Annotated in this window: 23 protein-coding genes; 15 read left to right on the top strand and 8 right to left on the bottom strand. The window is 60.4% G+C overall.

Going from position 1 to position 25,386, the window contains the following annotated elements; all coding sequences use genetic code 11:
- Window positions 1–11 precede the first annotated feature (11 nt).
- From ACMX25_RS20780 to ACMX25_RS20740, 9 genes are all read left to right on the top strand, one after another.
- The gene (locus ACMX25_RS20780; protein ID WP_414951952.1) at window positions 12–746 is read left to right on the top strand and encodes an ABC transporter substrate-binding protein; all 735 of its coding nucleotides are present in this window, start codon (window positions 12–14) and stop codon (window positions 744–746) included.
- Between the two features lie 326 nt (window positions 747–1,072).
- Window positions 1,073–2,620, top strand: coding sequence for an ABC transporter substrate-binding protein (locus ACMX25_RS20775; protein WP_414951951.1), 1,548 nt, complete (start codon window positions 1,073–1,075; stop codon window positions 2,618–2,620).
- 8 nt (window positions 2,621–2,628) lie between these two features.
- Window positions 2,629–3,570 carry an ABC transporter permease gene (locus ACMX25_RS20770; protein WP_414951950.1) on the top strand — a complete coding sequence of 314 codons (942 nt, stop codon included), beginning with the start codon at window positions 2,629–2,631 and terminating at the stop codon, window positions 3,568–3,570.
- 7 nt (window positions 3,571–3,577) lie between these two features.
- Complete coding sequence (locus ACMX25_RS20765) at window positions 3,578–4,411, top strand: ABC transporter permease (RefSeq protein WP_414951949.1); 834 nt, start codon at window positions 3,578–3,580, stop codon at window positions 4,409–4,411.
- A complete protein-coding gene (locus ACMX25_RS20760) occupies window positions 4,411–6,222 on the top strand; it encodes a dipeptide ABC transporter ATP-binding protein (protein WP_414951948.1) in 1,812 nt (603 codons plus the stop codon). Before ACMX25_RS20765 ends, ACMX25_RS20760 begins: the two co-directional genes overlap by 1 nt.
- On the top strand, window positions 6,219–7,136 hold the full coding sequence (locus ACMX25_RS20755; protein ID WP_414951947.1) for a LysR substrate-binding domain-containing protein: 918 nt from the start codon (window positions 6,219–6,221) through the stop codon (window positions 7,134–7,136). The genes ACMX25_RS20760 and ACMX25_RS20755 overlap by 4 nt, the downstream gene beginning before the upstream one ends.
- A gap of 125 nt (window positions 7,137–7,261) precedes the next feature.
- Window positions 7,262–8,380, top strand: coding sequence for a succinylglutamate desuccinylase/aspartoacylase family protein (locus ACMX25_RS20750; protein WP_414951946.1), 1,119 nt, complete (start codon window positions 7,262–7,264; stop codon window positions 8,378–8,380).
- 80 nt (window positions 8,381–8,460) lie between these two features.
- Window positions 8,461–9,528, top strand: a complete 1,068-nt coding sequence (locus tag ACMX25_RS20745; RefSeq protein ID WP_414951945.1) for an ornithine cyclodeaminase — start codon at window positions 8,461–8,463, stop codon at window positions 9,526–9,528.
- Between the two features lie 131 nt (window positions 9,529–9,659).
- On the top strand, window positions 9,660–10,577 hold the full coding sequence (locus ACMX25_RS20740) for a LysR substrate-binding domain-containing protein (protein ID WP_414951944.1): 918 nt from the start codon (window positions 9,660–9,662) through the stop codon (window positions 10,575–10,577).
- A gap of 11 nt (window positions 10,578–10,588) precedes the next feature.
- Here ACMX25_RS20740 and ACMX25_RS20735 read toward each other — a convergent pair whose 3' ends face one another.
- Window positions 10,589–12,112, bottom strand: coding sequence for a serine hydrolase domain-containing protein (locus tag ACMX25_RS20735; RefSeq protein ID WP_414951943.1), 1,524 nt, complete (start codon window positions 12,110–12,112; stop codon window positions 10,589–10,591).
- Between the two features lie 383 nt (window positions 12,113–12,495).
- Here ACMX25_RS20735 and ACMX25_RS20730 point away from each other — a divergent pair, with 383 nt between their 5' ends.
- Together ACMX25_RS20730 and ACMX25_RS20725 are read left to right on the top strand one after the other, a co-directional pair.
- Window positions 12,496–13,686: a Gfo/Idh/MocA family protein gene (locus ACMX25_RS20730; RefSeq protein ID WP_414951942.1), complete on the top strand. Its 1,191-nt coding sequence runs from the start codon at window positions 12,496–12,498 to the stop codon at window positions 13,684–13,686.
- A gap of 9 nt (window positions 13,687–13,695) precedes the next feature.
- On the top strand, window positions 13,696–14,142 hold the full coding sequence (locus tag ACMX25_RS20725) for a DMT family transporter (protein WP_414951941.1): 447 nt from the start codon (window positions 13,696–13,698) through the stop codon (window positions 14,140–14,142).
- Between the two features lie 86 nt (window positions 14,143–14,228).
- Here ACMX25_RS20725 and fliD read toward each other — a convergent pair whose 3' ends face one another.
- The gene (gene fliD, locus ACMX25_RS20720) at window positions 14,229–15,647 is read right to left on the bottom strand and encodes a flagellar filament capping protein FliD (RefSeq protein WP_414951940.1); all 1,419 of its coding nucleotides are present in this window, start codon (window positions 15,645–15,647) and stop codon (window positions 14,229–14,231) included.
- Here fliD and ACMX25_RS20715 point away from each other — a divergent pair.
- Window positions 15,631–16,239: a hypothetical protein gene (locus tag ACMX25_RS20715; protein WP_414951939.1), complete on the top strand. Its 609-nt coding sequence runs from the start codon at window positions 15,631–15,633 to the stop codon at window positions 16,237–16,239. The genes fliD and ACMX25_RS20715 overlap by 17 nt on opposite strands.
- A 222-nt stretch (window positions 16,240–16,461) precedes the next feature.
- Entirely contained in the window at window positions 16,462–17,358 is an 897-nt protein-coding gene (locus ACMX25_RS20710) for a fructose bisphosphate aldolase (RefSeq protein ID WP_436227212.1), read from the top strand.
- A gap of 107 nt (window positions 17,359–17,465) precedes the next feature.
- Here ACMX25_RS20710 and ACMX25_RS20705 read toward each other — a convergent pair whose 3' ends face one another.
- From ACMX25_RS20705 to prpF, 3 genes are all read right to left on the bottom strand, one after another.
- Window positions 17,466–18,101: a GNAT family N-acetyltransferase gene (locus ACMX25_RS20705; protein WP_414951937.1), complete on the bottom strand. Its 636-nt coding sequence runs from the start codon at window positions 18,099–18,101 to the stop codon at window positions 17,466–17,468.
- 145 nt (window positions 18,102–18,246) lie between these two features.
- The gene (locus tag ACMX25_RS20700) at window positions 18,247–18,579 is read right to left on the bottom strand and encodes a cupin domain-containing protein (RefSeq protein ID WP_414951936.1); all 333 of its coding nucleotides are present in this window, start codon (window positions 18,577–18,579) and stop codon (window positions 18,247–18,249) included.
- 141 nt (window positions 18,580–18,720) lie between these two features.
- Complete coding sequence (gene prpF / locus ACMX25_RS20695) at window positions 18,721–19,899, bottom strand: 2-methylaconitate cis-trans isomerase PrpF (protein WP_414951935.1); 1,179 nt, start codon at window positions 19,897–19,899, stop codon at window positions 18,721–18,723.
- Between the two features lie 270 nt (window positions 19,900–20,169).
- On the opposite strand from prpF, the gene ACMX25_RS20690 reads away from it, so the two are divergent.
- Together ACMX25_RS20690 and ACMX25_RS20685 are read left to right on the top strand one after the other, a co-directional pair.
- Window positions 20,170–20,844, top strand: a complete 675-nt coding sequence (locus ACMX25_RS20690) for an HAD family hydrolase (protein WP_414951934.1) — start codon at window positions 20,170–20,172, stop codon at window positions 20,842–20,844.
- Window positions 20,845–20,973: 129 nt separating this feature from the next.
- A complete protein-coding gene (locus tag ACMX25_RS20685; protein ID WP_414951933.1) occupies window positions 20,974–21,219 on the top strand; it encodes a DUF4148 domain-containing protein in 246 nt (81 codons plus the stop codon).
- Window positions 21,220–21,289: 70 nt separating this feature from the next.
- On the opposite strand, the gene ACMX25_RS20680 is transcribed toward ACMX25_RS20685, so the two are convergent.
- The 3 genes from ACMX25_RS20680 to ACMX25_RS20670 all read right to left on the bottom strand — a co-directional run bounded on the left by ACMX25_RS20680 (window position 21,290) and on the right by ACMX25_RS20670 (window position 25,297).
- Window positions 21,290–21,952 carry a glutathione S-transferase family protein gene (locus ACMX25_RS20680; RefSeq protein WP_414951932.1) on the bottom strand — a complete coding sequence of 221 codons (663 nt, stop codon included), beginning with the start codon at window positions 21,950–21,952 and terminating at the stop codon, window positions 21,290–21,292.
- 103 nt (window positions 21,953–22,055) lie between these two features.
- Complete coding sequence (locus ACMX25_RS20675; protein ID WP_414951931.1) at window positions 22,056–24,197, bottom strand: tetratricopeptide repeat protein; 2,142 nt, start codon at window positions 24,195–24,197, stop codon at window positions 22,056–22,058.
- 284 nt (window positions 24,198–24,481) lie between these two features.
- Window positions 24,482–25,297: an SDR family NAD(P)-dependent oxidoreductase gene (locus ACMX25_RS20670; protein WP_414951930.1), complete on the bottom strand. Its 816-nt coding sequence runs from the start codon at window positions 25,295–25,297 to the stop codon at window positions 24,482–24,484.
- Window positions 25,298–25,386 lie beyond the last annotated feature (89 nt).

Here is a 25,386-nt window from a genome sequence, read left to right as displayed (position 1 = left end):
ATCGAGACGCCATGACAACCGGCTCATCCGTACTCTCCGCTTTCGCGCCCACCGGCACGCTGCGCGCGTCCATCAACCTGGGCAATCCGATCCTCGCCAACAAGGACGCGCTCACCGGCGAGCCAAGCGGTGTTTCCATCGATCTCGCGAGGGAGCTCGGCAAGCGGCTGAGCCTGCCAGTTGCACTCGTAGTTTTCGATACCGCTGGAAAGTCCGTCGAAGCGGTCAGCGACGAACGCGCGGATACCGGCTTCTTCGCAATCGATCCGGCACGTGGAGCCAGCATTGCGTTCACTGCACCCTATGTGCTGATCGAAGGCTTTTATATGGTCCGCAACGATTCCCCGATCCAGGGCAACAGCGAAGTCGATAGCGCCAACACACGCGTCGCGGTCGGTAAAGGCAGCGCTTACGATTTGTTTCTATCGCGGGAACTGAAGCATGCACAGATCGTGCGCGCGCCTTCGTCGCCGACCGTGGTGCAGACCTTTCTCGAACAAGGGCTGGAGGTGGCCGCAGGCGTAAAGCAACAACTTGAAAGCGATGCTGCAAAAACCCCGGGCCTCCGCTTGCTCGGCGAGCGCTTCATGGTCATTCAGCAAGCAATGGGATTGCCCAAGAGCCGTGGTGATGCAGCGGCGGACTATCTTCGGCGTTTCCTGGAAGAGATGAAAGCGTCGGGCTTCGTTGCGGACGCATTGCAGCGGCACAAGATCAACGGCGCATCGGTGGCACCTGCGGCCTGACCGCTGGGGCGCGGCGCGCCAAGGGCAAACCATTTTAGTTTGCGCTCCTAATTTCTATTCAAAATCCTTCCTGCATCAACGTCAAATCACATCAATAAGCGCCTGTCTAGTGCTGTTTTCCCAGGTGATCCGAATATCGGCCGCCGATCGGCAGGACTGCTCTTCCCAACGCCAATATGAGCTTCTACGATCGCTTCCTATCGATTCATCGCATGAGTCACGCATTGTGCAAATCCTCCCCGGAAGGACGTTTGATGGAAATCCTCGTGTCCCCCACCCCTCGCCTGCTTGCTCTGCGCCGCGTGGAAAACCGCTGGATTCATTCTATGAAACGCGTAGCAATTGCGGGAGCGTTGGCACTCACAACTGCCCTGCCCGCAACCGGATGGGCCGCTGCCCCGGCACTTCCGGAGATCCGTTTTGCCATTAACACGGACACGACAACGTCCATGCCCGGCAACGTGTTACGCAATACGTTTACCGACGAAATCCTCGCGAACGTAATCGAGTCTCTGGTGGCGCTCAAGAGCGACTTGTCGGTCGCGCCCATGCTCGCTGACAGTTGGGACATCTCGCCGGATGGCAAGCAATACACATTTCACTTGCGGCATGGCGTGCTGTTCCATGACGGCACGCCGTTCACTTCCGCCGATGTGAAATGGAGCTTCGACTTCTTCATGAAGCCGCAGTCCGGCTACGTGTGCCGCGGCAACTATGACGGACACCGGGGTCCAAAAGTGCTTGCCGTCACCACGCCCGATCCGCATACCGTGGTGTTTGATCTGGACCGGCCGTCGGCACTTTTTCTCACGCACATGACGGAACCGCGCTGTCCGCTTGCCATCCTGAGCCATGCAAGCGTGGACAAGAATGGCGCGTGGCTGAAGCCGGTTGGAACCGGCCCGTTCGTGTTCAGCGAGTGGAAACAAGGGCAGTACGTGTTGCTCAAACCCTTCGCCCAATACCAGTCGCGCACTGAAGCGCCGAGCGGACTGGCAGGCGCCAAGCATCCGCAGGCCGATGTGCGCTTCGTCGCCATTCCCGACGAAGCGGCACAAGTCTCCGCGCTCATGTCCGGACAGATCGACGTGATGAACATATCGGAAAACAACTTGCCGCCCGCCGATCCTCACTGGCATGTGATCGTGGGACCAGGCGCCGATCCCGCCGCGATGCTGATGCAAACGCGTGACCCTTTGCTTGCCGACGTCCGCATCCGCCGCGCGATCGCGCTTGCGGTGGATTTGCCGGGCGTGGTGAACGCGGTCAGCGGCGGCATGGCGCGCTACAACTCATCGCTGACACCGGATGCCGAAGCGTTCTATACCGCCGGCGACGCGGTTGGATACAAGCAGAACCTGCCCGAGGTCAAGCGTCTGCTCGCGGCAGCCGGTTATGCGGGCCAGACCTTGACGCTCGAAACCAACCGCCGATATCCGCACATGTACTCGACTGCGGTGTATATGCAATCGCTGCTTTCGCAGGCGGGCATCAACGCGAAATTGCAGGTAGTGGAATGGGGTACGCAGGTGAACGACTTTCGCTCGGGGCATTTCCAGCTGATGTCGTTTGGTTATTCGGCGCGCATCGAGCCTGCGCTCATGTACGGCGATGTACTCGGCGACAAATCCAAAAATCCGATGGTGCAATGGGACAACCCTAAAGCACGCGCGCTGCTGCGCAGCATTGACGGCGTGAGCGACCCCTCCGCCCGAAAGCAGGTCTTCCAGCAGTTGCACCAGATGATGATGGATGACGTCCCCATGATCGTGCTCTACGACTCACCCGACCTGACACTTGTGAGCAACCGGTTGCAGGGCGTGACGACCTGGCCCCTGCGCCTGAAGCGCTTTTCCAACGTGACGAAGAACTAGGCAAGCCGATGCTCAGCTACATCATCAAGCGACTATCGATGGCGGTTCCGACGGTTTTTATCGTGACCCTGCTGGTATTCGGCATGATCCGCGCCATTCCCGGCGACCCGGCTTCGCTCATGCTCGGCGACCTCAACGACCCGGCGCTGCTGCAGCAAATGCGCCACTCGTTTGGTCTCGATCAATCGATCCCCGCGCAATTCGTGATCTGGGTATCGCATCTGTTGTCGGGCGACTTCGGCATGTCGATCGTCCGGCATCAGCCGGTGCTGGAACTGATCCGCGAAACCTTCCCCGTGACCGCGGAGATCGTGCTCGCCGCGACTTTCCTCGCGTGCGTGATCGCCATTCCCGCCGGCTTGTTCGCTGCCTGGATGCAAAACCGGCGCGGCGATCTGGCGGTCGTCATGGGCAGCATCATGCTGGTCTCCATCCCCAGTTTCTGGGCGGGTATCCTGCTCATCTGGTTGTTCGGCGTGAAGCTGCACCTGCTGCCCACCTTCGGATATCAACCGTTTTCGCAAGCAGGCTGGGCATCGCTCAAATACCTCGTGCTGCCGGTCATCGCGGTCACGCTGGGAGAAATCGCGGTCGTCACACGCATGATGCGGGCGAGCAGTATCGAAGTCCTGCGGCTGGAATATATCGCTCACGCGCGCGCTAAAGGTCTGTCGGAACGTCGCGTGCTGCTGCGCCATACGCTGCCCAATGCGTTCGGTCCCACGCTCACCGTGATCGGTCTCGTGCTTGGTCACTTGCTCGCGGGAGGCGCCGTGATCGAGACCGTGTTCACGCTGCCGGGCATGGGGCGCCTGCTCGTGGAAAGCATTTATTCACGCGATTACCCCGTGGTGCAGGGATGCCTTCTCGTCATCGCGCTGCTGTATGTGCTGACCAATCTCGTGGTCGACCTGCTGTACCCGATCTTCGATCCACGCCTCAAGCTCTGACTCGCCCATGCCCTCCTCTCCCAAGCGCGCCCGGCGCGCCAACCTCGTGATCGGAGCCGTACTTGTCGGCCTCCTGCTGCTCATTGCAGTGGTCAATCTCGTCTATACACCCTACGGTCCCCTCGACGTCAACATCCATGCACGTTACGCGCCGCCTTCGCTGCATCACTGGTTCGGCACCGACGAATTCGGCCGTGACATCCTCTCCCGGATCATGTCGGGCGCGGGCGTCAGCACCACCGTCAGTGTCTGCTCCGTGCTGTTCGCGTTGCTCGCCGGGACGTCGATAGGCGCAGTGTGCGGTTATGCGGGCGGCTGGTTCGACCGGCTGGCGGCCATGCTGGTCGATGCGCTGATGGCGTTCCCTGGCTTGCTGCTGGCGCTTGGCATCATGACCGTGGTCGGGCCATCGAAATGGGGCGTGGTGGTCGCGCTCGGCCTGGCTTATACGCCGTCGGTCAGCCGCATTGCGCGCGGCGCGGCGCTCTCGCTGCGCCAGCGTGATTTCGTGGTGGCATCGCGAACCATGGGCAACAGCGGCGCGTGGACGCTTCTTCGCCATGTGCTGCCGCATTGCGTGGCGCCGCTGCTGGTGTTTTCCACGTCACTCTTCGGCTCGGCGCTGCTTGCCGAAAGCGCGCTCAGTTTTCTTGGACTCGGCGTGCCCGCACCCGAGCCGACCTGGGGCGGCATGCTTGCCGACGGCCGCACGGCAATCGATCAGGCGATCTGGGTCGTGCTGTTCCCGGGCGCGGCAATTTCGCTGGCGTTGTTCGGCATTAATCTGTTCGGCGATGGCGTGCGCGACTTGCTCGACCCACGCATGAAGGGGGGAATGTGATGAACGCTCCTGTGCAACATCCATTGCTCACGGTGAGCAACCTGACGATAGGTTTCCCCGACAAGAACGGCACGGTCAAACAAGTCACGCACGACGTGAATTTCACGTTGAACGCGGGCGAGTCGCTTGCGCTCGTGGGCGAGTCCGGCAGCGGCAAGACCATGGTCGGCCGCGCGTTGCTCGGCTTGCTGCCGGAGCGCGCGGAGATCGTGTCGGGGACCATCAGCTTCGAGGGTCACGACGTCCTTAGCAACACGCCGGCGCAATGGCTGGCAACACGCGGCACGGGCATAGGCATGGTGTTTCAGGAGCCGATGGTCTCGCTCAACCCGGCCATTCGCATTGGCGATCAGCTGACGGAAGCGCTCATGCGGCGGCGTTCCGTGGCGCGTGATGCGGCCCGTTTGCAGGCTATCGCCATGCTCGAACGCGTTCGTGTACGCGATCCCCACGGCTGCATGAAACGATATCCGCACGAGTTTTCGGGCGGCATGCGGCAACGCATCCTCCTCGCCGCGGTCATGTTGCTGCGCCCCAGGCTTCTCATTGCGGACGAGCCGACCACCGCCCTGGATTGCGTGGTGCAGAAAGAAGTCCTCGACCTGATGATCGAACTCACGCGCGAGGAAGGCACCGCGCTGATCTTCATCAGCCACAACCTTGCGTTAGTGACGGCTTATACGGAACACGTGCTGGTGATGCAACGCGGGTCCGTCATGGAAACCGGCGCCGTGGCTACAGTCCTGGCAAGGCCCTCGCATGAATACACGCTGAAGCTGCTCGAAGCGTTGCCAAGGCGCGCAGATACCGAAAGCGCGTTGAGCCCGCCAAGCTCATCGGCGCCGCCGATCATCGAAGTGAAGGATGTGGCAATTGACTATCGCGTGCCCGGATTGTGGTTCCGCAAGATTCTCGCGCGGGCCGTGCATCCGACATCGTTCAGCGTGCAGGCAGGCGAAACGGTCGCAATCGTCGGCGAATCGGGCAGCGGGAAAACAAGTATCGCGAAGGCGATCCTCGGACTCGCACCCGTGGCACAAGGGCAAATCCTGCTCAACGGGTTGCCGTTTCTCGGCGCTGGCCATGACGCCATGCAAGCTGCACGCCGCTCGGTCCAGATGGTGTTCCAGGATCCCTACTCGTCACTCGATCCACGTATGCGGGTCGACGCGCTTATCGGCGAAGCGCTACGCCTCGACAAGACGTTAAGCCGCGCACAACGCACTCAGCGGGTCGCAGAGGCGCTCGAAGATGTTGGCCTTGGGGAATTCGCTGGCCGCCTCGTCCATCAGCTCTCCGGCGGCCAGCGCCAGCGTGTGGCGATTGCGCGCGCGCTGGCGAGCAGACCAGCAGTCATCATCGCGGACGAGCCGGTGTCCGCGCTCGATGTCACCGTGCAGAAGCAAATCCTCGACATGCTCGTTTCCTTGCAGCAGCGCTATCGCTTCGCATGCCTGCTGATCTCGCATGATCTTGGCGTGGTCGAGCAGATCGCCGACCGCGTGCTGGTGATGTTCCGGGGCCATATTGTTGAAGAGGGCACGCGCGATGCCGTCTTCGATAACCCGGTCCATCCCTACACCCGCAGACTCCTGCAAGCCGTGCCCGAGCTACGGGGAAATCGCGACGACGGCTTCAAGGTCATCACCCGCACCGTGCCCGACGACATCGATCCGTCACGCAAGTATTTCAACGCCGAGCTGGCAGGCCGCGACATGCCGGTGCTGGTCGATGTCGCGGCGCCGATGCTCACGCCTGCGCACGTCCTGACTGACCACCGCATCGCGCTTGAAGCAGTGCAATCATCATGACGCTGATCCAGCTTCGGGCATTCTGTTCGGTCGTCGAGCAAGGCAGTTTTCGTGCTGCCGCCCGCGCGCTCGACATTGCTCAAAGCACCCTGACCCAGGCGATCCAAAGCCTGGAGGCGGAACTCGGCGTGGTCCTCCTGAACCGCTCGCATCAGGGCATCAGCCTGACTGCTCTCGGTGAAAACTTTCTGGTCCGCGCCAGTGCGATCATTCGCGACTGCGAGCGCGCGACGCAGGACATGCGGCCGTTATCGGAAGAACCGCAGGGTCACATTGCACTCGGCGTCACCTCCGAGCCGCTCGCGGAATTCCTGCTGCCGGTACTGAAGCGGTTCATCGAACGGTTCCCGCGCGTGCGCGTGCATGTGTCCAGCGGCTACGCGAAGATGCTGATCGAAAAAATTCGCGATGGCGCCCTCGACTTCGCGCTGTGTCCGCTCGCGCCTCATGTGAGCGATATCGATCTCAGCATCGAGCGCATGTACCGGTCGGATGCTGGCGTAATCGCGCGCAAGGGTCACCCGCAAGTGCACGTCACGTCCGTGCGCGAGCTGGTGGAGTGCGACTGGGTCAGCATCCGGCCCGCAGGTATTGCCGGCGGTGCAGAGAACCGCTTGATCAGTCTCTTCAAGGCGCAGGCGCTTGGGGCTCCACGAATCGTCTTCACGGCGGAATCATTGCTGGAGACGCTGCACATTGTTTCCGAAACTGATTGCCTGACCATCGAGCCGGCGGTACTCGCGCAGTTCAAATTGTTTTCACCGTCGCTCGTGACCATCCCGATTCGAGAAGCATTCGATCCGCGTGACGTCTGCCTCATCAGCCGCCGCGCTTCACCGTTGACCACGGTCGCGCATGAACTTGTGAGCATGCTCCTGTCTTTCTCGCGCCTTTTGCGGAGCGCGAGCGCCTGATCCTGACAGCGCAACGAAGCGCGGCGGGCGATCAGCCGGGCTGATCCCGATCGGTCAGGCCGCCTTCTGCGCTACGTGAACTCCCCGTAAGATGACCTTGCCGCTACTACGAGCCTTTTTCCCTCATGAACAGCACCACCCATGCCTTGCCCCATGCGACCGCTGGCGCCGCGTACCATCTGACGAGTCATCAGTTCGGTACGAATAGCGGTCAACGAAAGGTGTATATCCAGGCCGGCCTGCACGCCGATGAAACGCCGGGCGTGATGGTTGCACTCACGCTGCTCGAACAGCTGCGCCGGCTGGAAGACGATGGCAAGCTTCGTAGCGAGATCGTGCTGGTCTGCAACGCCAATCCGCTTGGGCTGAGCCAGTGGTTGTTCGGCGCGCCCGTCGGACGCTTCGAATTCGCGAGCGGCCGCAACTACAATCGCGACTTCCCCATGCTCGCCAGCAAGATTGCGACGGCGCTCGAAGGCAAGCTCACGCAAGATGCCGACGAAAATCTCGTCATCATTCGTCAAGCCTGGAAAGCAGCGCTGAGCGCGCAGCGACCGGCTACATTATTCGACGGCTTGCAACGCCAGCTCATGCTGCTCGCGCACGATGCGGACGTAGTGCTGGACCTGCATTGCTCGCGTGAAGCCGCCATGCATATCTATACCGGCCAGGCGATCTGGGCCGAGGCCGAGCCGCTTGCGCGGTATCTCGGCGCCGTGGCCTCGCTGCTGGCGTACGACTCCGGCGCAAGCTCGTTCGATGAAGCGCAGAGCCTCACATGGTGGCAACTGAAGCAGCAATTCGGCGCCCACTATCCCATTCCGACAGGCGCAGTATCCGTCACGGTCGAGCATCGCGGACAGCGTGATGTGTCGTATGAAATGGCGCGACAGGACGCACAGGCAATCATCGATTACCTCACGCATCAAGGTTTCATAGACGGCATTGCGCCGCCCTTGCCCGAGCTTACTGGTCCTGCCACCCCGCTTGCCGGCAGCGAACAGTTTCTCGCGCCCGCAAGCGGCATCCTCGTGCATCGCGCGAAGCTTGGCGATCACATCGAAGTGGGCCAGCCGCTCTTCGATGTGATCGATACAACCAGCGGCTCGATCATCACCGTTCACAGCAAGACCCGCGGCGTGTTCTACATGCGCCGCGACGTGCGTTTCGTGAAGCACGGCGATCCGCTTGGCCGCGTCACCGGCGTGACGCCTCAACGCACCGGCAAGCTGCTCGGCGCCTGACTCCACGTTTGGTAAAACGCCACGCACATCGACACACCCATGTAGCCCCTCAAGTTCATCTCATCGTTCAGGAACGCACCATGACTCGATATATCGACGTCAACGACATCAGGCAACTGCTTCGCACCATCGGTCCCGAAGCATTCATCCACACCCTCGCCGACTATATCCGCGCTGACTATTTGCGCTGGCCCGAGTTCGACAAATCGCCGCGCACCGCAGCGCATTCTCCTGACGGGGTCATCGAGTTGATGCCCGTCGCCGACCACACGCTCTACGGCTTCAAGTACGTCAACGGGCATCCCAACAATACCCGAGCCAACATGCTCACCGTGATGGCATTCGGTGTACTCGCCGACGTTGCCACCGGCGTCCCTCTGCTCCTCAGCGAGTTCACCATCATGACGGCGCTGCGGACTGCGGCCACTTCCGCGCTCGCAGCAAGCGTGCTTGCGCGGCCAGGATCGAAGTCAATGGCGTTGATCGGCAACGGCGCGCAAAGTGAATTCCAGGCGCTGGCGTTCAAGAATATGCTGGGCATCGAGCATATTCGCGTGTTCGACACGGACCCCGCAGCCACCGACAAACTCATCCGCAACCTGTCCGGCATCAAGGGGCTGACGCTCACGCGCGCGGCATCGATACGCGAAGCCGTGCGAGGCGCCGATATTGTCACTACGGTTACCGCCGATAAAACCAACGCAACCATTCTCACGCCCGACATGATCGAAGCGGGAATGCATATCAACGCCGTGGGCGGTGACTGTCCCGGCAAGACCGAGTTGCATGCCGACGTGCTGAACAGAGCGCGCGTGATGGTGGAGTTCGAACCGCAGACGCGCATAGAAGGCGACATCCAGCAGCTTCCCGCCGACTCGCCCGTGATCGAGTTCTGGCGCGTGCTGGCCGGGGAAGTGCAAGGCCGCGAATCAGACGCACAGGTAACCGTATTCGATTCAGTCGGGTTCGCGCTGGAAGATTTTTCTGCTCTGCGTTATCTCAACGATCTCGTACGCACCGAAGGGATCGGCACGCCGATCGACCTGATCGCGCAACCGTCGAACTGCAAGGACTTGTACTCGCTGGTGGCATCGACCGGCACGGTTGCAAGCGACGAACTCGTACGAAGCCTCGTTCAAGCGGCCTGACGCGTCAGGCGTCCGGTTGCGGCGCCACACGACGGCTTTCTGGAAGGCTATGCTTGCACGAGCCGAACGCAACGCTCCCTTAGGCCGCTAACAGGCCGGGCGAGCGTTGCATCTATTCCAGAGGGTTTTTCATGACGTTGATCCAGCTCCGGGTGTTTTGCGCGGTCGTGGAGCAAGGCAGCTTCCGGGCTGCCGCGAGAGCGCTCGACATCGGGCAAAGCACGCTCACGCAGGCTATCCAGAGTCTTGAAGCCGAACTCGGCGTGACACTGGTGAACCGTTCGCATCAGGGTATCAGCGTGACAAGTCTGGGCGAGACCTTCCTCGTTCGCGCGAACGCGATCATTCGTGATTGCGAACGCGCGATGCAGGAAATGAAGCAGTCATCGGGAGAACCCGAAGGACAGATCGCGCTCGGTGTTACTTCCGAGCCGCTGGCAGAATCCTTGCTGCCGGTACTCACGCGTTTTATCGCGCGCTTTCCGCGAGTACGCGTGCATGTGTCCAGCGGCTATTCAAAGATGCTGATAGAGAAGATCCGCGATGGTCGGCTCGACTTCGCGCTGTGTCCAATCGCGCCGCAAGTCAGCGATGTCGACCTCGAGATAGAACGCCTCTACCGCTCGGTGCCGGGCGTGATTGGACGCAAGGGGCATCCCCAGGCACACGCCACTTCCATTCGCGATCTCAAGGATTGCGAGTGGGTTAGCATCCGGCCGGCGGGAATTGTTGGTGGCGCGGAAAATCGCCTGACGAGCCTTTTTCGTGCAGAGGGACTGGGGGAGCCAAGGATAGTTGTCACGGCGGAATCGTTGCTGGAAACGCTGCACATTGTTTGCGAATCGGATTACCTGACCATCGAGCCGCGCGTGCTGGTCGAGTTGAAGCTGTTCTCAAATTCGATCGTCAATATCCCGATTCACGAGGCGTTCGATCCACGCGACGTCTGTCTGATCAGCCGGCGGTCCTCGCCGTTGACCATGGTCGCGCAAGAGCTGGCAAGCATGCTGGTTTCCTATTCGCGCATGCTGCACGGCGCCAGTTCGTGAAGGGCTTCTCTTTAGCTCGCGAGTGAACCGGTCAAATCGTCGTGATGCAACGCACCGCCGTTGATGTTCACTTCCCGCTTGAACGTTACCGTCTCTCCCGAAAATTCGCAGATCGCGGTGTCGCGGAAAGCGGTCTCGGGAAAGATCCAGGTCATCTGCAGGCGGGTGTTATCTAGCCAGCATGCACGGGCGACGACCGGGCTGTTATCGAACTCGTAGCCATGGTGAAGATCGCTGCCGGGCATGTTGGTTCGGCCCTCCAGCCACCGGCCTAACCCCGCAACTACGATGTGTTCGCCGCGCGCGTCGGTGAGACGAAACACGCAGGTCTCGTCCGCGAATTCGAATTGCAACTCGCTCACGCCGTGGGGGTTGGGATACATATGGAAGCGCTGCGTCTGGCCGGATGTGCACGCTGCATTGGTGTCCGCACCGGCTCGTTCATAAGGCGCTTTCCACGCTGCGGGCGCATCCGGACTTTGCCAGGCGGTGAGCCTCGATTTGAGTCGCGCATCGGCTGCAATACCGTCTTCGATATGGTCACGAAAAGCCGCCGGAAAATGCCGGTCGATATGTGGAAACAACTTTGCGCTCCCCTTGATCGCGCCGGTAACCGCGAGCGTTGCGCCGTGCAATGGGAACACCGTTGTCATCTGGACGAACTTGCCAATTGCGCTATATGAACCGTCAGGCCGTGTCCACCAGTGATAGCCGTATTTGACCGGCTCGCCGTGCGCCGTCGTGGCGGTCTCAACCCACCTTGCAGGAAGCAGGCGACGCCCCTCCCATACGCCGTTTTGCGCATGCAGTACGCCTAGCTTCAACAGATCGGCAGTTCGTGCAATGAGACCGTTGCCACCCGGATTGATGCCGTCCGGGCCGATATCCCAGGTTTCCCCTTCGATGCCCATCGGCTCGAAGATTCGCGGCTTGAGATACTCATGCAACGTCACGCCCGCCGCGCGGCTCAGTACGGCCGACAACATGTAGCTCGCAGCACTCGTGTACATGAAGGCCGTTCCCGGCTCTTGCACGATAGGGATCTTGAAGAACTCCGCTATCCAGCTCGTGGTCAGCGATCGCCACTCCGCCCCGGATGTTTCGCCTGCGTGACCGACGCGCATGGTCAGGAGGTCTTCCATGGTCATCGCCGTCAGCCAAGCTTGGTCTGATTCAGCAACGACCTCGACCTCGGGGAAAAACGAGACCACCTTGTCGTCGAGCTTGAAGAGACCCTCTTCCAGCGCCAATCCGATCGCGCATGCAGTGAAACTCTTGACGACCGAATGCAGGTTGCGCGGCCGGTCCGCGCGATACGGCCAGCGCCAGCCTTCGGCGACCACCTTGCCGTTGCGATGAAGCATGAAGGCGTGCAGGTCGAGGCCGGCTGCTTCGACGTCATTCAGGAAGGCGACGACGGCATCGGCATCCACGCCCGCTGCAGACGGATCAGCACGGGTCAGACCATCGGCTTGCTGAGCCGCAATCAGGTCCACGGCGGACACGGCACCGCACTCCTCGAAATTGTCCGGCATCGTCTCTCCTGCTATTTGAAAAATGAAACGTGACTTGGCTGTCGGCCTGTTTTGCATCTTCGCACTCGCAGCATTCATCCGTCGGGGACAAGCAAGTGCGTACACGCGATGCTAAGAGCAACCGGGCGCACAAGGAAGCCGTTTCGACCGATCACACGCAGAAAATCCGATCACGTCTCGATCAAAAGCTGCTGATACCAAGTGGGTTGTTGGCGTTCGATCATGATTTGTCCGCCTCGGTGTGCCGAGGTTTTGCCCATGCCACAAGAGCCGTCTTGAAGCGGTTTGGGACGCAATCCACCGAGGGGCAAATGACAGGAACGCGCGTTGCTCGAACCAGGTTCATCGATGCTATTAAAGCGTCACAGACCCGTGGAGCCGACATGTCCCGCTCGCCCTCGCCTTTACCCGCTCAGGATTCTCCCGAAGCAAGGCCGCCGTTCGTCGCTGCAACGGAGCGTCGAGCCGCGCCGGAACTTCCTCCGCTTGCGCCTGAACGCCGTGTTGGCTTCGCCGTCGTCGGACTCGGCAGGCTGAGTCTTGACTCCATCCTGCCTGCCTTCGCTTCCTGCAAACTCTGCCGGCTGGCCGCCGTCATGACCGGCGACAAGGACAAGGGGCGTCGAATCCTTGGTCAATACGGCGCGCCGGCCGACGCTGTCTATGGTTACGACGAATGGGACCAGCTCGCGCAAAACGATGACGTTCAAGTGGCCTACATCGTGACGCCCAACGGCCTGCATCACGAACAGGTAAAGCAGGCCGCGCGTGCGGGCAAGCATGTGCTATGCGAAAAGCCGCTCAGTAACACGTCGGCTGAAGCGCTTGAGATGGTAGGCGCTTGCGCGGACGCCGGCGTCATGTTGATGGTCGCGTACCGGCTGCAATACGAACCCCACAATCGCGACATTGCCAAGCTCGTCAGATCCGGAGAATTCGGGAAGCTGAAGCTCATTGAAGCGCACAACGGCCAGGTGCAGGACGAGGCAAGCCAGTGGCGCCATCAGCGTGGCCTGGCCGGCGGCGGCTCGTTGCCGGATATCGGTCTTTACTGTCTTAACTTCGCACGCTTTGTCACGGGCGAGGAACCGGTCGAAGTGATGGCCTGGATCTGGAGCACCCCGGGTGACCCGCGCTTCACCGAGGTCGAAGAAAACGTAGCGTGGCAGATGCGGTTTCCCTCCGGCGTTGTAGGACGCTTCTCGTCAGCTTATGACGCGCACGAGTCGCGCAACGCACAGCTCCATTTCCAGAAGGGCACCGTCAAATTGGACCCCGCGTTTTCGTATAAAGGCATCCGGCTCTACGTGAATCACCGGTCCCCCACGCACGAAGATGTAGAGGTGATGGAGGAGCGGGTCTCGGAAGACAAGAACCAGTTCGGCACCGAGATGGACCACATGGCGGAATGCGTGCTGACCGGCCGCAAACCTGGAACGCCCGGCGAGGAAGGCTTGCAGGACCAGCGCATCATGGAGGCGATCTACCGGTCCGCGGCGGACAATCGCCCCATTACGTTAGAGCCCATAGCGGGGCCGGACGCATTTCGCGATCCCCGTTTCTCCGAAGATTAGGAGCTACTCGTGCACTGGCTCCTGGCTCTTTTCGCGGTTCTGGCGGGCATTTCGAATCCGCTGCAGTCCGGTAGTAATTCCGCGTTGCTCAAGACGACTCAGGCGCCGATTGTCGCTGCGTTCATCGTTTATGCAATCGGTGCGTGCTGTCTGCTCGCCTGCATCCCGTTCCTCGGATTTCAGCTGAAGGCGACGGCAGCGAAACTTGGCGATGTACCTTGGTGGGCCTACATAGGCGGCATCTGCAACGCGCTGTTTTTGATGTGTTCGTTGCTGGTAACCAAAAAGCTCGGCTCCGCCACGTTCACGACTATTGTCGTGATCTCGGCCGTCATTACTTCCGTGCTACTAGACCATTTTGGCTTGCTGGGCTTCGAGGTTCGATCCGCGACATGGCTCCGGATTATTGGTGCGGGCTTGTCAGTGGTTGGTGTAGTGTTGATCGCAGTCTTCTAGCGCTCCCAGTTAGTTAGAAATGCAGATGATTAGAATACTTCGGCCGGCTGCCACTCAGCGCAGCGGCCATTGAGTGCACACGCCAATCAACCGCCCTTGCCTTTCGCCAGCGCACCCTCGCTGTTAGCGCCGCCGAACAGTTGTGTCAGGTACTGCGAATTCTTGTTCATCGTCGCCATGACCGTGTTGAGCGCGGTGAACTGCGCCTGATACTGGTGAGTCAGCTGAGCCGAGTAGCTCGCCAAGGTATCTTGCTGCGTGCTGATGCCCTTGAGGTCCGCGTTGAGCGGGTCCTGGTTATTCGCAATCAGGCCGCCCTCGCCCAGGAACCCATTCAGGCTTTTTGTCATCTTCGCGGCCACGCCGGTCGTCGAATTGAACAGGACCGCGACGCCTTGCGGATTGCTCGTCAGCTCATTGGCCATCTTCGTAGCGTCGGCGGTAAGCGTCCCATCCTTGTTCAGCGCAATGCCGATAGCGCCAAGCGAAATATTGGAACTGCCGTTCTTGACGCCGCCGCTGACAATGCTCGCAAGCGTGCTCTTGACCGTGTTGAACATCGAATTGCCGAGCAGCGGGCCGCCTTGAGCACCCTTGGCTTTCGAACTGTCGAAACCGGCAACCTGGCCGTAGGTGGTGACCAGGGCGTTATAGAGATTGACGAAGTTGTTGATCGCGGTCGATGCCGACGTCGTGTCCTGCGCCACGGTCAGCGTCTGCGGTGTGCCGGCAGGCGCGCCAATGGCCGCGGCGGTCAGGTTCAGCGTGACGCCTTGAATGGCGGTGGTCACCGTGTTGCTTGAGCTCGTGCCGGCCGTGCCGTCGATGGTGAACATGGCGTCTTTGGCCGATTCCGTCTGCGTCCACGGGCTCGTGGCCGATGCCGATGCAATGGTCGAAGGATCCGCGGCGCTGGCGCCGGCCGTGGACGTTACGTCGAGACTCGACAACCCGGCATCGTCGGTCACCGGGCCCACTGAAACATCGATCTTGTTCGATGCACCCGTGGCCGACGAGCGCAAGATCAAGTGCGCGCCGTCCGTGCCCGACACGACGGTTGCCGTGACGCCCGGATTGCTCGACGACGCGTTGATCGCGCCGGCAATGCCGCTCACGGTGTTGTTCGCCGACGTGATGTCGACGCTCATCGACTTGTCTCCGACCGAGACGTTCATCGTGCCCGTGCCCAACGCGGTGGTCGCGCCGAATGCGGCCGACGATAGCGTCTGCGCGCTGGCAATTTGCGTCACCGCGACAGAATAGCTGCCCGTCGCCGCGCCGCTGCTGCCGCTCGCGGTCAATCCCGTGCCGTCCGTGGTCGCCGTGAACTGCCCGAGCGCGGTACCGTTCGACAGCGGCGCAATACCCGCCTGCAACGCCGACAACCCAGCCTGCAAAGCGCCGATTGCCGAGAGCTTGGTGGTGTCGTTTCTCTGCTGTGCGATCAGCGAGCCGGTCTGGCCCGCCACCTTCGCGTTGACGAGGCTCGTGACGAGAGCCGACACATCCAGCGACGCATTGCCCGTCGAGCCGCTGATGACGGACTGCGCGGCGGATGCCCTGGCCGACGCGGCGGCAGCCGTCGTGTCGGCCGCGGTCGAGATGGCGTTGGCCGAGTTCGTATTGGCCGGGGAGGGCAAGCTTGGAGCGCTGGACGCGCTGGAAATCGTCGACATTAAAATGCTCCGTACGTCGGGTTTGCTATTAAGCCTGGGCCTGGATGAACATCGCCCGCTGAAGACAAGCTTCAGGAGAGCTTCACGTGATGCAATTCGATGCGATGCAATGCCGCAGCCGCGCGTTATTCGGGCTGTGCATCGTGTATCGGCGCCGTCATGGTTGCGCACTTCGATCAAAGGTGAATCGATGAGCAACACGCGGCTCCCGAAGGTTCTTTCCAAATCTTTAAAAAGATTTCAACGCGTCTTTCCAGCCGATTTGAGATCACCGACGCGCGGCTCACCGGCCTTTTTTGATTTTTATTTGATTATTTTTTCGCGGATGCTTCCTCGTCGGCGACAACGTCCGGTTCCTTTTTATCGAGGCATCGTTCTTGCGCTTCGTGGACCAAACGAAATACGAGTAGAAGACGAGTAGAAGACGAATTGAGGACCAATTGAAGACCAGTAAGCCGACCTCGCTGTTTCGTCCGTCGTCTCAGGCAGTCGCGCGTCCGGCACATTCGGACAAAACAGCGAACCGCCGCGTGTTTGTTTTCGAGGCCGATCCGCCAATCCAGTACACTTATTACATCGAAGGCAATGGCCCAGACCGGGGAAACCTGGTCCGGGGTTTGATAGTTAAGAGGGAGAAATGTACGTGGCTAATGACAAGATGCTGGCGCAAATGAGCAACAAACCGGGGTTTATCGCTGCCCTTGACCAGAGTGGCGGATCAACGCCCGGCGCCCTGAAGGCGTATGGAATTCCGGAGAGCGACTACAACGGCGACGCCGAGATGTTCGCGCTGATGCACGAGATGCGGGTCCGCATCATGACCGCACCCGCCTTCACCGGCGACAAGGTTATCGGTGCCATTCTGTTCGAAGCCACCATGGACGGACAGGCTGAAGGCAAGTCCGTTCCGGCCTTCCTGTGGGAAGACCGCGGCGTGGTTCCGTTCCTGAAAGTGGACAAGGGACTCGAAGCGGAAGCGAACGGCGTGCGTCTGATGAAGCCAATTCCCGGACTGGACACGCTGCTCGAGCGGGCGGTCAAGCTGGGTGTATTCGGCACGAAAATGCGCTCGGTTATTGACCATGCGTCGCAGGAAGGGATCGCGGCCATTTCCAGGCAGCAGTTCGAAGTTGCGGCGCAAATCCAGGCGCACGGCCTTGTGCCAATCCTGGAACCCGAAGTGTCGATCAACAGCCCGGACAAGGCAGCAGCAGAGACCATTCTGCGCGCTGAGTTGCTCAAGGGTCTTGAAGCGTTGCCTGAAGGCAGCAAGGTCATGATCAAGCTGACCATCCCGGATGTCGCGGATTTCTATCGTCCGCTGATCGAGCACCCGGCCGTCGTACGCGTGGTTGCGCTCTCAGGCGGCTATGCGCGGACCGACGCGTGCAATCGCCTCGCGAAGAATCACGGCATGATTGCCAGCTTCTCCCGTGCGCTGATCAACGAACTCAAGAAGTCGATGAGCGACAGCGAGTTCGACGCAACGTTGGCAACGTCGGTCAATGAGATCTACAAGGCCTCGGTCGAAAAGGTCTGAGTGATCGGTAGGAAACAGATAGGAAACAGCTAAGAAGCCGGTTCGAAGAAGGCTTTGAAACATTGTTGGATGCCGGCCGCACTTGAAGCTTCAGTGCGGCCGGTTTTTCATGCAGCGCGCGCAACGCTCGCTTGCGGCAGTTCAAGACGGCGCGTCCACGCGGCAAGGTGACGGAAAGCGACTGGCGTTTTGCACAGGATTGCACTGTCGTATTGCTTGCCGGCGAACCTCACGAAATCGGCAATCCGGAAGCCCTGGCCCCGATAGAACTCAATCAAATGTGCCGCGGGTTGCGGTGTATCCAAAGCAAGCTCGGCGTAACCGCGAATAGCGGCCCAGTGATCTGCGTAAGCCAATAACGACCTTCCGATCCCCCTGCTCTGATAGGCAGGATCAACGCCGAACTGGCGAACGCTCGCAATGTCATCCCGCTGGTATAGCGCACATGGCGACTCGCCATCCTGTGCGTAAAGCGTCATGGTTCCAACCAGCCGTCCGTTGCATACCGCGACATAACAATCGCCACGCGTGGCACGTGCGCGCGTAACGAGCGCGGACTGGTCAACGCACGTGCAATTGAGCCCCATCCCGCCGAGCCGCGCGAACGACCGGTGCAGCATGTGGGTCAACTCATCGAAGGAATCGCACGCCGGATCAAAGCGTCTCAGTACTACGCTGCCCACGCCACGATGAACGTAGCTGATACGCGTGTGATTCTTCACTGCTGTACGTTGCTTGAGCATGACACCCCCGGCTTCATCATTTGCCAGAAGTGTAGGATTCCTCGCCGGTTGATAACAAGAAAAAATGCCGTAAATATTTCGTGATTTACGGCATATATATACGGACGGCTCAAGGCTTTATGGAATTTTTATTTCCGGACCGCGCTCACGTAACGCGTACGGTTTCCGCAGTCATTTTTTCGATAGTGAGGTTCACGGATCGCGGGGTCAGAGGATTCGTCCGATGCCTGACCCCGGCTGGCACGGTCAGCATCTCGCCGGCCTTTAACTCGTATCGCGCTGTTTCCAGTTCGACCAACAAGATGCCCTCAAGAACGATGAACACTTCGTCCGAGTCAGGATGGACATGCCAGAAAAATGGCGCGTCCATCACGCTCAGATGAACCGCGTGATCGTTCACCTGAGTCAGGACCTCGTTGAAATAGCCTGCTTTGGGCTGCGCTGCCACTGCGCTTAGGTTGATCAATTTAGCGTCCAAGATCGTCCCCTCCGGATTCGTTACGGCCAAGCGGGTGAGCGACGGCTAAGAAATAGCGCGGACGTCACCCGCTATTCACAAGCCTAACCATCCGGAACGCGCGCGCAAAGCGAGAAATTTTCACCGCGACGTGAGGCAAATTCACAAGGCCGCATCAACCGATGAAGGGACGAAGATGTTCCCTTCCATGAGCCGGCGCGCCGTCCGGCTCATGATCGCCTTGGTGACGACCCATGACCCTTCCCGCTGCTCGGCTTCCGCACCGACCGCCAATACGCCCGATGGATGGCCGAAGCGGACCCGCCCGGCCGTCTTGTTCGCCAGCAGCCGGTGCACGATCGTTTCGGGAATCACGCCGGCAACCGCGATCGCGACTGCGCCGGTACCGGTCATCGCGTGGTGCAACTTGCCCATGGAGAAAACGCGCGCGTTGATATCGAGTGTCGCCGGATCAATCGGCTTGCCGCTGGACGCCACGTAGGCGGAGGGAGCGGCCACGAACGCCAGTTTGGGCGTGTGAGGCCGAAGCGTGGAGGCTTCTTCAACACTTCTGGACAGTCCCATTCGAACAGCGGCATGCGCGCGAATGGCCTCGGCTTTGCCAAGCAGATCTGCATTGCCGTTGATGTCTCGCTGCAGCTCGTTGCCCGTCAGACCGAGTGTCGCGGCATCGATGAAAATTGCCGGATTGCCCGCGTTGATCATCGTGAGCTCGATGACGCCGACGCCGGGTACGTCGAGTGTATCGATGGGATTGCCCGTGGGAAACATGCCGCCGCCGGCGCTATTGCCATCGCCGCCCTCGCCGCTCGGGTCCAGGAACTCGATCCTGATTTCGGCTGCGGGAAAGGTCACGCCATCGAGTTCGAAGTCGCCTTCTTCCACCACCGCGCCATCTTGCATCGGCACGTGCGCGATGATTTTTGCGTTGATGTTTGCCTGCCAGATACGCACGATGGCCATACCGTCGCGCGGCGCATCGACCAGGCCCTGCGCGATCGCGAACGGACCCACCGCCGAGGTCAGGTTCCCGCAGTTACCCGACCAGTCGACGACCGGCTTGTCGATCGCCACCTGCCCGAACCAATAGTCGACATCGCAATCGTCCCGGGAAGAAGGGCCTACAAGTACAACCTTGCTGGTGCTCGATGTAGCTGCGCCCATGCCGTCGATTTGCTGGCCATAGGGATCGGGACTGCCGATCACGCGCAGCAGGATGCGGTCGCGGTGCGCCCGATCAGAGGGGAGTGAATCCACGCGAAAAAAGACACCTTTGCTTGTGCCTCCGCGCATATAGGTTGCCGGAATCTTTCTTTGCACCTTGGTCTCCTGGAATTGAGCTCGTGATGACGACGGTGACGCGCGCGGAGCGGGCGCTTCACGCTTCAGGTCGAAAAGACTATCACGTTCGCTTCGCACGCGTGACGTGCGGACTACGGCTTCAAACGTCTCGATGAATAAGGAACAGCCGTTGCAGTTATCCGCGTTTACAGCAGCTTTCGGCGATGTACGACGCGCACGACAAAATTCAGGCGTACGCTGTCAATTCGCCTACGAAGTCGGCTGAACCCACCGTCAAAGGATCCCATCATGCGAATCGAAACTTCATTCCTCTTCGACCTCGACGGAACGCTGGTCGACAGCGTGTACCAGCATGTTCTTGCGTGGAAAGAGGCACTGGACGCGGAAGGTATCGAGCTCTCGGTCTGGCGCATTCATCGAAAGATTGGCATGAGCGGCGGCCTCTTTACAAATCAGTTGCTGCGCGAAACGCATGGCGATATCAGTCCCGAACGCGTGGAGCGGTTGCGCCGCAGTCATGCGGATGCTTATCAGCGGCTGCGTGCGCAGGTTTGCCCACTGCCCGGCGCCCGTGAGTTGCTCGCCGCGCTCACCGATGCAGGCACGCGCTGGGCCATCGCGACCAGCGGCCGCATGGAGACGGCGGCCGTGAATCTTGAAGCGCTCGGAGTCGATCCGGCCAAGTCGGTGGTCGTAACACGCGATGACGTGAAGTACGCCAAACCGGACCCCGACCTCTTCCTTGCAGCGGCGTCGCGTCTGGGGGTATCGATAGAACATACGGTGGTGGTGGGCGACAGCATCTGGGACATGCTCGCCGCGAGACGCTGCCGCGCGCTGGGCGTGGGGCTCTTGTCGGGCGGATACGGCATGGATGAACTGGAACGGGCAGGTGCGCTGCGCGTGTATGAAGACCCGGCTGACTTGCTGCTGCATCTGGATGAAGTGGCGGCGAGACCTTAGGCCTAAATAAAACTTCATGAATGCGCCGCTTTCGGAATAGGGCTGGGTCGCTAATCTGCATGAACCGGGCAACAACGACGGTTCATCGCAGGTCCGGTAACTCGCCAACCCTCATTCCAGGAACACACCATGAAGACCCCAGTCATCGCCCTCGCAGTTGCAGGATTGCTTGCCACCGGTTCCGCATTCGCTGCACAAACCACCCCGCCGGCGCAGTCAGGCCAGACTGCAATCCAGGCCGCCGGCCAGTGGGTGCCGCCTTATGGACAGGCCGTTACACCTAAGACACGCGCAGAGGTCTATCAAGAACTCGTGCACGCTGAGCAGGATGGTCAGCTGGCGTATCTGGATGCCACGCTTTATTCGCATGGCTAAGCATTGGTTAATCGTGCAATCGGTTCATCGGTTCGGCAACGCGAATAGTGCCGGCTCCTGCCAGCCCGATTCAATCCCGGTCGACAGGCGCTCCCAACGGAAACAACGGCCGATACGGACGCGCCTCGTCCACCGCCCGCGCGAATGACGGACGTGCCAGCAGCCGTTGCCGGTACGTGATCACGTGCGGAAACGACGTGTCAATTCGATGCGTCCAGTCCGCATAAAACAGGAACGGCGCAGCACCGCAATCGGCCATGCTGAAGCGATCTCCCGCAGCCCATTCGCGCCCGGCCATGACGCCATCGAGCCAGCCGTAAGCGGTCTCGAGCATTGCGCGTGCATCGGCGACGCCTCGCGGGTCTCGTTCCGTTTGCGGCCGCAAGCTGTCGCCCGCGATCTTCTGCAGCGGAGTCGAGATGTAGTTATCGAAGAAACGATCCATGCTGCGGACTTCGAGAGCACCGCGCGCATCTTCAGGCAGCAGCTGCACGGGGCCCGGATGGTACAGCCCAAGGTGCTCGATAATAATGCTCGCCTCGACCACGGCGCGGTCCGCATCCACGAGCACGGGAAAGCGCTTCATTGGCCAGAGCGCCGTCAGCTCCTCCATCGCCAGTGGATTCTCCTGCGACAGCGCGCGCCATTCGAATGGCGTGCCGTTCTCGTAGAGCGCGACGAGGACCTTCTGGCAGTAAGACGAAAATGGATGCGCGTAGAGCTTTAATGTCATTGGAACTCCTCGGGTTGAGAAAGGCGGCTTTCCCTGACGACGAGCGAGGTTGCCGGAATTCGACATCCACCCTGAAGAATTTTAAAACTCCTGCTGCCGCGAACTATCCCGGACTTGAAAATTCAGCGATGCACGCCATCCGCACCCGCTCGACAGCCGTCGACCAACTCTCATCGGCTGCTTGCCGGAACAAGCGCAGCGTCTGCGGATACCACGGCGAATCGTCACGCTCACGCATCCAGCGCCAGTCGATATCTTCTCGCGGCAGCAACATCCAACACGGCGTGCCCAGCGACGCGGCAATATGTGCCGCGGAGGTGTCCACGCAGATCACCAGATCGAGCTCGCCGATGATCGCAGCGGTATCGGCGAAATCGCTCAGCTCTGTGCCGAGATGCAGCAGCGGAAGACCGGCGGGTGGCGACTGCCCCTCTTCTTCACCTTGTCCTTTTTGCAGGCTCACGAAGTTGACCCCGGGCACGCTCCAAAGAGGCGCAAGCGTTGCAAGCGATGGCAGCGAACGGTTGATATCGTTGTGATGCTTGGGATTGCCTTTCCAGACCAGGCCAATCTTGCGGCCGGGTGGAAGCGTCGCCAGCCGCGCGCGCCAGTGTTCGACCCGCAACGCGTCGGACGTCAGGCGGACAGGATCGGGGATGGTGTCCATGGCCGTGCGCAGATGCAGCGGCACGCTCATCGGGCTCGTCCAATAATCGAACTCGGGCGCCCGGCGTTGAGCGGTCTCGTGGTCGAGCACCGTATCGACGCCCTCTACATTCGCAAATAGCCGATGCAGCGCTGGCGCACAAGCAAAGGCGATATGGCTTGCGCCTTGCGCCTTGAGCAAGGGCAGATAGCGGCCGAACTGAACCATGTCGCCAAGACCATCTTCCTGCCAGACCAGCAAGGACTTGCCCGCAAGCGCTTCGCCCCGCCAGCGCGGACACGCAAGCAAGGACTGCGTCTGGTGATGAATGAATCCCCGCTGGTCATAACGGGAATCGTAAAGCCGCCATCCCTCTTCGAATTCACCCAGGCTGAGGAGCAGCGTTGCGAGACTGACTTTTGCATCGTGATAGTCGGCACGGATCGCGAGTGCTCGCCGGAAGGATGTCTCGGCGTCGGACAGGTGGCCGAGTTCCTTCAGCACGTTGCCGAGGTTATGGTGCGCCTCGGCGAGATCGGGACGCAGAGTAATCGCTCCCCGATAAGCAGCAACGGCCTCAGGCAAGCGACGCAACGCCCACTGCACGTTGCCCAGGTTGTTATGCGCTTCAACAATATCCGGACGAATCAGCAACGCTTGGCCGTAGGCCGCTTCGGCTTCGGGTAGCCGTTCGAGCGCCTGCAGCACGATACCGAGGTTGTAATGGGCTTCCGCATAGCCGGGCCGGACTGCGAGCGCCAGCCGGTAAGACGCTTCCGCTTCGGGAAATCGGTTGAGGGCAGCCATCAAGGCGCCGAGGTTAAGGTGCGCTTCAGCGTAGTCGGGGCGGATAGTCAGTGCCATCCGGCAAGCGAGCTCGGCCTCGTGAAGACGGTCCAGTTCCTTGAGCACGTTCGCCAGGTTGTTGAGCGCCTCGGGGTATTGAGGCCGGAGTACCAGCGCTTGCCGGTACGCCGCCTCGGCTTCCGGCAAGCGGGCCAATTCCTTGAGCACGTTGCCCAGGTTGTTGTAGGTCCCGGCATCGGGAGAAAGAATTAATGCCTGCCTGTAAGCACTTTCCGCTTCAATCCAGCGACGCAGGTCATACAGCACGATGCCTAAGTTGTAGTGCGCCTGCGCGTAATTCGCACGGATCGCAAGCGCATGCCGATACGCCGCCTCGGCGTCATGCAAGCGGCCGAGATCGTAGAGCACGGCGCCCAGATTGTTACTGACTTCGGCTAAATCCGGGCGGATGCTCAGCAGTTGCCGGTAGACAGTCTCCGCTTCCGCTAGAGAGCCCACTCCCTTGAGCAACATGCCGAGATTGTTGTAGGCATCGACGAAATCGGGCTTGGCCTCAATCGCCTGTCGCCAATACGCTTGCGCGTCCGCCAGTTGGCTCAGGCCTAGCGAACAGACCGCCGCTATGTTCAAGGCCTCTGCCAACGCGCTTCCCGTCAAAGCCGGATGCGGTTCAAGCATTGGCTTAACTATCGACAACGCTTGCGCGTAGTGTCCGGCCAGGCATAACGAAGCGGCCGACTGATGCCAGTCCGCAATGGGAGACGCGCCTGTTAAGACAGGGACAGTTGTCATGGGTTTGTCGTCGAAGCTTGGGTCAGCGGATTCTGTCTGGGCGTCCGCGGGAAAAGCAAAGGGAAAACGCCCATCACATCACTGAGGTTACGATAATTGCTATCGACATGACGGCGGGAAATGAGCGCATTGCTACGCGCTATTCGGAGGATGGGGGCGCTAAGAAGCGTTTACACAGCCCAATGCGCAGACGCGTGATTTCATTCTCCCTTCAAGCGCGGTGATCCGCACTTAAAGGAACGCGCCGGCATTGAGCCACTCACTACACGATCGCTTACTGCTGCTTACTTCTGCGTGCTGCTCGTCACGCCATAACGTGCTGCCGGCGCCCGATGTGAAAGGTTAGGTATCAACGTCTGCCGAGCCGCCTCGAACGCGTTCCAGTCAGCCGCTTCCGGCAGCGAGGGGATCGTGACCAGCTCGCCTTGGTCAAGACCCGCGAGCGCCGCGTCCACCATGTCCTGCGACGTCATCACGATACTTTCCGGCAAATAGCTCACCGGCGTACCCGCGATGTCCCAGAACTCCGTGCTGGTTGCGCCCGGCAACACTGCCTGGACCCGCACGCCCTTCGCGCCAAGTTCATGATGCAGCGACTGGGAGAACGCAAGCACGAACGCCTTGCTGCCGCCGTACACACCGTTCAGTATCTCCGGCGACACGGCGACGATCGATGAAATGTTCACGATCGTTCCGCCGCCACGCGCGACAAAACCCGGCACGACCGCCTTCGTCAAATGCGTGAGCGCGACCACGTTGAGCGTGATCATCGCGTCCATCTTGTCGATGTCGGAGTCCACGAGCGGAGCGGTCGCGCCCACGCCGGCATTGTTCACGAGCATCGTGATGCTGGCGTCGTTGCGCAGCACGTCTTCAACTTTGCGCACGCCTTCGGGCGTTCCCAAATCCGCGACGACAACCTCGAAATTGCGTCCCGTGGACGTTGTCAGCGTCGATGCCAATTCGGTCAGGCGGTCGCGATTGCGTGCCACCAGGATGACGTCGTATCCCCGTTCGGCAAGCCGCTTCGCGTAGATAGCGCCAATTCCGCTCGAAGCGCCCGTTACCAAGGCCGTGCCTTTGTTCACTACATTGCTCATTTCCGTTCTCCAGTTTTTCAGGGGTTCCGGCGGTAGGGCCGGTGTGTGAACGGAATAGTAGAAGTGTGCGATCATGTCATCAATGACAT

This window comes from Caballeronia eucalypticola, from assembly GCF_047608185.1.
Lineage (GTDB): Bacteria > Pseudomonadota > Gammaproteobacteria > Burkholderiales > Burkholderiaceae > Caballeronia.
This window is presented reverse-complemented; position numbering and strand designations above follow the sequence as displayed.

What these genes read in the sequence shown, in the direction of transcription:
- ACMX25_RS20755 (WP_414951947.1), top strand. Translation starts at nt 6,219, where the DNA reads ATGACGCTGATCCAGCTTCGGGCATTCTGTTCGGTCGTCGAGCAAGGC.
- ACMX25_RS20740 (WP_414951944.1), top strand. Translation starts at nt 9,660, where the DNA reads ATGACGTTGATCCAGCTCCGGGTGTTTTGCGCGGTCGTGGAGCAAGGC.
- ACMX25_RS20730 (WP_414951942.1), top strand. Translation starts at nt 12,496, where the DNA reads ATGTCCCGCTCGCCCTCGCCTTTACCCGCTCAGGATTCTCCCGAAGCA.
- ACMX25_RS20770 (WP_414951950.1), top strand. Translation starts at nt 2,629, where the DNA reads ATGCTCAGCTACATCATCAAGCGACTATCGATGGCGGTTCCGACGGTT.
- ACMX25_RS20670 (WP_414951930.1), bottom strand. Translation starts at nt 25,297, where the DNA reads ATGAGCAATGTAGTGAACAAAGGCACGGCCTTGGTAACGGGCGCTTCG.
- ACMX25_RS20745 (WP_414951945.1), top strand. Translation starts at nt 8,461, where the DNA reads ATGACTCGATATATCGACGTCAACGACATCAGGCAACTGCTTCGCACC.
- ACMX25_RS20675 (WP_414951931.1), bottom strand. Translation starts at nt 24,197, where the DNA reads ATGACAACTGTCCCTGTCTTAACAGGCGCGTCTCCCATTGCGGACTGG.
- ACMX25_RS20680 (WP_414951932.1), bottom strand. Translation starts at nt 21,952, where the DNA reads ATGACATTAAAGCTCTACGCGCATCCATTTTCGTCTTACTGCCAGAAG.
- ACMX25_RS20750 (WP_414951946.1), top strand. Translation starts at nt 7,262, where the DNA reads ATGAACAGCACCACCCATGCCTTGCCCCATGCGACCGCTGGCGCCGCG.
- ACMX25_RS20705 (WP_414951937.1), bottom strand. Translation starts at nt 18,101, where the DNA reads ATGCTCAAGCAACGTACAGCAGTGAAGAATCACACGCGTATCAGCTAC.
- ACMX25_RS20765 (WP_414951949.1), top strand. Translation starts at nt 3,578, where the DNA reads ATGCCCTCCTCTCCCAAGCGCGCCCGGCGCGCCAACCTCGTGATCGGA.
- ACMX25_RS20780 (WP_414951952.1), top strand. Translation starts at nt 12, where the DNA reads ATGACAACCGGCTCATCCGTACTCTCCGCTTTCGCGCCCACCGGCACG.
- ACMX25_RS20760 (WP_414951948.1), top strand. Translation starts at nt 4,411, where the DNA reads ATGAACGCTCCTGTGCAACATCCATTGCTCACGGTGAGCAACCTGACG.
- ACMX25_RS20735 (WP_414951943.1), bottom strand. Translation starts at nt 12,112, where the DNA reads ATGCCGGACAATTTCGAGGAGTGCGGTGCCGTGTCCGCCGTGGACCTG.
- ACMX25_RS20775 (WP_414951951.1), top strand. Translation starts at nt 1,073, where the DNA reads ATGAAACGCGTAGCAATTGCGGGAGCGTTGGCACTCACAACTGCCCTG.
- ACMX25_RS20685 (WP_414951933.1), top strand. Translation starts at nt 20,974, where the DNA reads ATGAAGACCCCAGTCATCGCCCTCGCAGTTGCAGGATTGCTTGCCACC.
- ACMX25_RS20690 (WP_414951934.1), top strand. Translation starts at nt 20,170, where the DNA reads ATGCGAATCGAAACTTCATTCCTCTTCGACCTCGACGGAACGCTGGTC.